3 protein-coding genes and 1 pseudogene are annotated in these 6166 nt (G+C 44.0%); all 4 read right to left on the bottom strand.

Translation table 11 applies throughout. The annotated features are described in order from the left end of the window. Window positions 1–32: 32 nt before the first annotated feature. Complete coding sequence (locus tag H5232_RS21810) at window positions 33–1745, bottom strand: alpha-amylase family glycosyl hydrolase (RefSeq protein WP_182831507.1); 1713 nt, start codon at window positions 1743–1745, stop codon at window positions 33–35. Window positions 1746–1831: 86 nt separating this feature from the next. Beyond that, window positions 1832–4237 (bottom strand): glycoside hydrolase family 15 protein, encoded by a 2406-nt coding sequence (locus H5232_RS21805; protein WP_182831506.1) that lies wholly within the window; start codon window positions 4235–4237, stop codon window positions 1832–1834. A gap of 14 nt (window positions 4238–4251) precedes the next feature. Then, window positions 4252–5736, bottom strand: a complete 1485-nt coding sequence (locus H5232_RS21800; protein WP_182719538.1) for an MFS transporter — start codon at window positions 5734–5736, stop codon at window positions 4252–4254. Then, window positions 5726–6166: pseudogene (locus H5232_RS21795) on the bottom strand (alpha-amylase); the annotation flags it as partial. The gene H5232_RS21800 and the pseudogene H5232_RS21795, both read right to left, overlap by 11 nt.

Below are 6166 nucleotides of genomic sequence, written 5' to 3'. Positions count from 1 at the left end.
AACGTATGTTAGCCCCAATGGGTGAATTTTATTTACAATCTGTTGTTTAGTAAAAGCAAACCATAGCCAGCGTGTTGTTCGTCTTTTAGTTCGTGTTGCCAGCTAGGCGTTACCCCCTTACATTTTATACCGCTGATGCTTTTCGGTTTAGCGGTTAAATTAAGAATAAACATACTTTTACTGCCGTTTAACTCGCTGGTTATTTCAACTTGTCCGTTGTCGTGTTGCGTTAATTTATAACTGCCTTTAATACCCAGCTCTGGGCGCTGTTTTTTCTGCGAAATTAAGTGCTGATATAAACGCCAAAGTGAATCAGAGTCTGCTTGTTGCGTTTTTACATTGCGATCGCCTGCGCTAAGCTGCTCGGCTAAAAATTCAGGCCACCAGCTGGTAAAGTCTTTACCAAATAATTCACTTTGTTCAACCCAACTGGTTTTAGCTTTGGTAAAACCGGCTTGACTGCTGTTGTCCCATTGCATTGGCGCGCGTTTATAAACGTCGTGACCTGTGCCACCTTGTGTTAAGCCAATTTCTTCGCCGTAATAAATATACGGTGTGCCAGGGGAGCTAAATAACATGGCGGCGGCAAGTTTTGCTTTATCGTCTTGCTCTGCTAGCTGATAAGCCACTCGCTCTTGGTCGTGATTGGTTAAAAACGGCGCAAAAAAGTCAAGTGGTGCGCTCGAGTCAATACGTTGCTGTATATTTTGTTTGAGCACATTGGCATCAACCGTATTTTTTTGCTGGTTAGACTGCATGGTGCCAAATTGCGCTTCGCCACTGGCGCCTGGCTTTAATAAGCCAAGGATTTTATAGCCCACTTCAAAATCAAAGCCCTGATCAAGCCCTTTACCTTCGCCGTAGTATTTTGCCGCCACAGGAATATCTGCCCAGGCTTCACCCACCAAATATGCCTCAGGGTTTACACTTTTTACATACTGATTAAAGTGCTGCCAGTAAGCTATGGTTTCGTCTGTGTCGGCCTGTGTATTGCCGCCGCTTTCCATGGCAAAGCGTACAGCGTCTAACCTAAAGCCAGCAACCCCTTTATCAAGCCAAAACTTGGCCATTTTTTCCATTTCGGCAATAACATCAGGGTGGCGTAAATTTAAATCAGGTTGGCTTGCTCCAAACGCACCATAGTAATACTGCTGACGTGTTTCATTCCAATGCCATACTGCGTCGGGTTGGTCGTTATTACTCCATGCGTGGCCCCAACCGCTACCGGCTTTTGGCATATCGTCGCGCCAAATAAAGTAATCAGCATAAGGGGCTTGTTGTTTTGCTGAACGCTGAAACCATTCATGGTTACTTGATATATGGTTTATAACTAAATCAAGTATGACTTTCATGCCTTTATCATCAGCGGCTTTTATAAAGGCTTCAAACTCGGCCATGCTGCCGTAGTCGTTTTCTACTTGGTAAAATTCAGTAAAATCATAGCCATGATACGACGGTGCTTCAAACATGGGGGTTAACCACAGTGCATTTACGCCGAGCTCTTGTAAATACGGGAGCTTTTGGGTCATACCGTTAAAGTCGCCATGACCATCAGCATCGCTATCGTAAAAGCTGCGTGGCCAAATTTGGTAAAAAATGGCGCTTTCCCACCACGGGCTTGCTTGTTGTTTAGTATTTAATTGCGATGTTTCGGTGTTATTCGTGTTGTTATTTAATGATGGTGCGCTTTGGCAGCCTGTTAGCATGATTGCTAATGCTAATGCGCTCAAGGTAAATGTTTTCATTTCAGCCTCGTTATTATTGTAATAAATAACTTAGCCGTATTTTACTACGGCTATGTTAATTAACCTGAACTGCGGATAGTTTGCGGTTATTTTAGTGCTTTAGTTACCACTGGGTAATGATCCCATACTTGCTTGTCACTTAATGAGCGCACTAGCTTCACGTATTCAGCATGCGTCCACGCCAGTGGTGTGGCCGAGTTTGTACCCTCGCCTAACGTGTATCCTGCTTTATTTACGCCTACGCCATCCCATACTTGTTCTGGTAGCATCATGCCTTCGTTAGCAAATTGCTCTAGCCCTTTTACATAGCTATTTTTAATAGCCTGTTGTTTTGTTGCATCTAAGGTATTATTAGCATTTGCGGCGGCAATTTCATAATGGCCCCGTTCACCGGTAAAAAATGGCCAAACTCGCCCACGTTGCCCTGGGCTATTTTTTCCACCTTGCGCATAGTTAGCGCCAGTTACTTCGTCTTCACCGTACCCGTCGTTACCATAGCGGCGGTATCCTGCAAATGTGCCGCTGCCATCAGTAAACTCAAAGCTGTATTTAACTTGTAGGTTATCTGTTAGGGTTTCGTCATCATATTCTGGGAGTGTTTTTACTATGCTGGGCGCTAGTGCATCACGTACACCATAGCGAACGAGCTCGAAAAATCCACCATCGAGAATTTGCTTTTTATTAAAACCTTCACGGCCATTATTGGCGTTAATTTTAGTATTTGAATTGGCGTCTTTGTCTTGGCCAATACGTATAAAATACTCGCCGTCTGATGCGTTTGATTCTAAATTACCTTCGGTGGTAAACATCATGCTTTCTATATCGGCGTTGTAACTTTTTGCTGTTGCAAGGTAGCGTTTAGCATTCACCTCATCACCTGCCATTTTTGCAATATCAGCGGCGGTAATTAAACCGGCAACAACAGCAGCGGTGGTTGATGGTGAATACCCTGCTTGCTCTTCCCAACGCTCTTGTTGAGTCGCAGGTGGGGTTATTTGCATGTCGTTCCATAGGATTTTAGCGCGCCCACCGTCTACCAAAAAGTCAGCGGCCGGTTTTAACATGCGGGTATACCAATCAGTTAGCTCAGCATCACTTAACACATCTGCCTGATGAAGCTTCCACGCTAGCATAATAGGCATAGCGGTTTGGTCTAGCTGTACGCCTACCCATTCAAGTTCGCCATCTACGTGTGTTTTTTGTAAAAACCACCCTGTGTCGCCGTTGTTGCCCTGGGTTTTGCTGTTTACTTGTACTTTTTCAAGGTATTCAAATGCGGTTTTGGCTGTTGCGGTATCGCCTAGTGCCATAAATGCCATGGCAACTTGATAAAAGTCGCGCACCCATACCGCTTTGTAACCGGTAGAGCCGGTTTTCGCCGATACGGTTTCGCCCCATGGGTTAGATAAAGACGCAATAAGCGCCCCTGCATGGGTCTTGTCTTCTTGGGCTTTTAACACCATAGCACTGGTATAAAGTAATTTGCCGTTATCAGCGGTTTGCTCGCTCATGCTAGTCAGTGGTGCAAGGCTTTGCAGGTAGTCTTGCCAACCAAGGGCTTCGCCTTTACCGTTGTAATTATCAAGCACAGCTTGGTAACCTTTGGCTAGCGTAGCTTGGCCTTCTTTAAAACTTGCTTGCTGGTTGTTGCCAAAGCTTAGGCTTAAATCGAATTGACTGTTTTTACCAATTTCACCTAGCTCTGCTAATAAACTAACATTCCCCGATTGTTCACCGGTAGTTTTATAAACGCGGGTAAGCTGCTGAGTTGTTTTAAGCTGGCTTAAACCATCACTCACGCCCGTAAAACCGACACTTGTTTGTTTAAATGGCTGTGCACCTTGCAATGACAAGTAATTATCGCCCTGCCACGCTACCAGCCCTTGCTCGGTGGTTTTTGCAAAGTCATCTAAGCCGTTGTTGTTTATATAAGGGTTAACTGTTACATAAGCTTTTACACCGTCAAGCTGGGTATTAAAAATACTGCGTACAAATAAGCTTTGCCCGTCTGGATCGGTAAATATATGTTTTTCGAGGCTAAAGCGACCTTGCTTATCTTTGCTTACTACTTTGTATGCTAATGATAACGGGCGGCCTTTATCGTCTTTGTATAAGTAGTCAATGGTAACGTCTAAATCATCAGCTTCGGTGACTGTAAAATCTTTTCCTACTACAACAAATTGCATGTCTTTAATTTGCGCTTGATGAATAAGCCCAAACATGGTTTCGGTGATCATCCCTTTAGCAATCGAAAACCATACTTTTGACACTTTAGCTGTTGGCGCGTCGTCACTGTAATGGCCATTTTGGTATTGCTCAAAAGACGTGCCTATCCCAGTTTTGCCTGCGTATGCCCAAAATGGGGCTTCGCCTGGTGCGCCTGGCGCACTCACTGATGTTTGCGCTACTGCACTGGTTTGCGTATTTTGCACGCCACAACCTACAAGGCCTGCGGCCAATATTGTCGCGGTAATTAGGTTATATTTTTTCATTTTAGCCCCTTAAATTAAGACTGTTTAACTCGCAGTACGGCAACCGCTGCAAGTACAAAAGACACAGCACCTAGCATCAATGCGTAAATAGGTTGATTTTGGAAAAAGTGACGAAGTATCAGGCCAAGGACACTGGCGGCTAATAATTGTGGGATCACAATAAAAAAGTTAAATATTCCCATATACACACCCATTTTATGACTCGGTACTGAGGTACTTAACATGGCGTAAGGCAACGACAAAATAGACGCCCACGCAAAACCAATACCTATCATTGGCCAAATAAGTAAGCTCGGTTCTTGTATAAACATAAAGCTCGCCAAACCTAACGCACCTAAAATAAGGTTAAGTGCATGCGCTAGTTTTAAACCAACACGCTTAACGATGATCGGGATACATAAAGCCGCCAATGCAGCAAAACCGTTGTAAGCCGCAAATAAAATACCCACCCAGTCTGCACCATTGTTATACGCCGCTGAACTTGTGTCGCTGCTACCATAATGAAAACTGGTTACCGCTGAGGTGGTGTAAATCCACATGGCAAATAATGCAAACCAGCTAAAAAACTGCACCCAAGCAAGTTGTTTCATCGCCTCTGGCATGGTGAATACATCGTTAACGACTTGGTAAAAGCCACCGCTGGTGTGGTTTTTTGCCTGTAGTGCGGCTGCAATAAATTGAATAACGCCAAAACTCACTAAGCCAGCTGCTAATAGGTACAGCTCTTTTTCTAGGTTTAATCCCATGACTAAACCAAGTACGGCAAGCCCTAAAACAGTAAATACACTGCCGCCTTTACTAAAGTTAATTTGTGCACAAACCGTCTGTTCAACTTGAGCTTGCTCTTGTTGATTAAATGCGGCCAATTCTTCAGGTGAATATTCTTTGGTGGTTATAATTGTCCAGCCTACTGCGACCAGCAATACAACTGCACCAAAGTAAAATGAGTACTTTACTGAATCAGGAATTTGCCCTGCTGCGGCAGTGTTGGCAATATCAAACCAGTTCGTCATCATCCAAGGGAGTGCAGAAGCAACCACGGCGCCTACGCCTATAAAAAAGCTTTGCATTGCATAGCCAGTAGCACGCTGTTTGTTTGGTAGATTATCGCCTACAAGGGCGCGAAATGGTTCCATGGTGACGTTAATCGATGCATCCATGATCCATAACATGCCCGCTGCAATCCAAAGTGTTGGTGAGTTTGGCATAATAAATAACGATAATGTGGTTAAAATAGCGCCGTATAAAAAAAACGGACGACGGCGGCCTAATTTGCCCCAGGTTTTATCGCTCCAGTAACCAATAATTGGCTGTACAATTAACCCTGTGAGTGGTGCTGCTACCCACAAAATAGGAATGTCATCTACATTAGCCCCAAGGGTTTGAAATATTCGGCTTACATTACCGTTTTGCAGTGCAAAGCCAAATTGAATGCCTAAAAAGCCAAAGCACATGTTCCATATTTGCCAAAAACTTAAATCTGGTTTGTTATTTTTCATTATGAGCTCCAGTGGTTAATACTGCACTGCTAAGCGCATTTAAAGTTAAACTAATGTGTGCCTGCTCAGCTGTAATAGTTAGCTCGGCGTTTTGATTCGCCTCTAGCAAATCAAGCAATTGTAATTTTTCGCTGGTATTTTGCGTCAGTGTGTTAAGTGGAATATCAATACTGATCTGACTGACTTGCTCAGCAAAATTACTCACCACCCAAATTTGTTGATTACCGATACTGCGGCTAAACGCAGCAACTTTTTCGCTGCCAGTAACCATCAGTGGTTGCATGTCACCAGCTACAACTGCTGGATGTTTACTCAACGCCATAACGGCTTTGTAATATTCACGTAATTGACCTTGTGCCGGTGTTAATAAAGCACCATCAAACTTGCCGTTGTTCATCCACGCTGGATGCGCTGGCACGCCAATGTAGTC

The organism is Pseudoalteromonas sp. SG41-5, assembly GCF_014164495.1.
Lineage (GTDB): Bacteria > Pseudomonadota > Gammaproteobacteria > Enterobacterales > Alteromonadaceae > Pseudoalteromonas > Pseudoalteromonas rhizosphaerae.
This window is presented reverse-complemented; position numbering and strand designations above follow the sequence as displayed.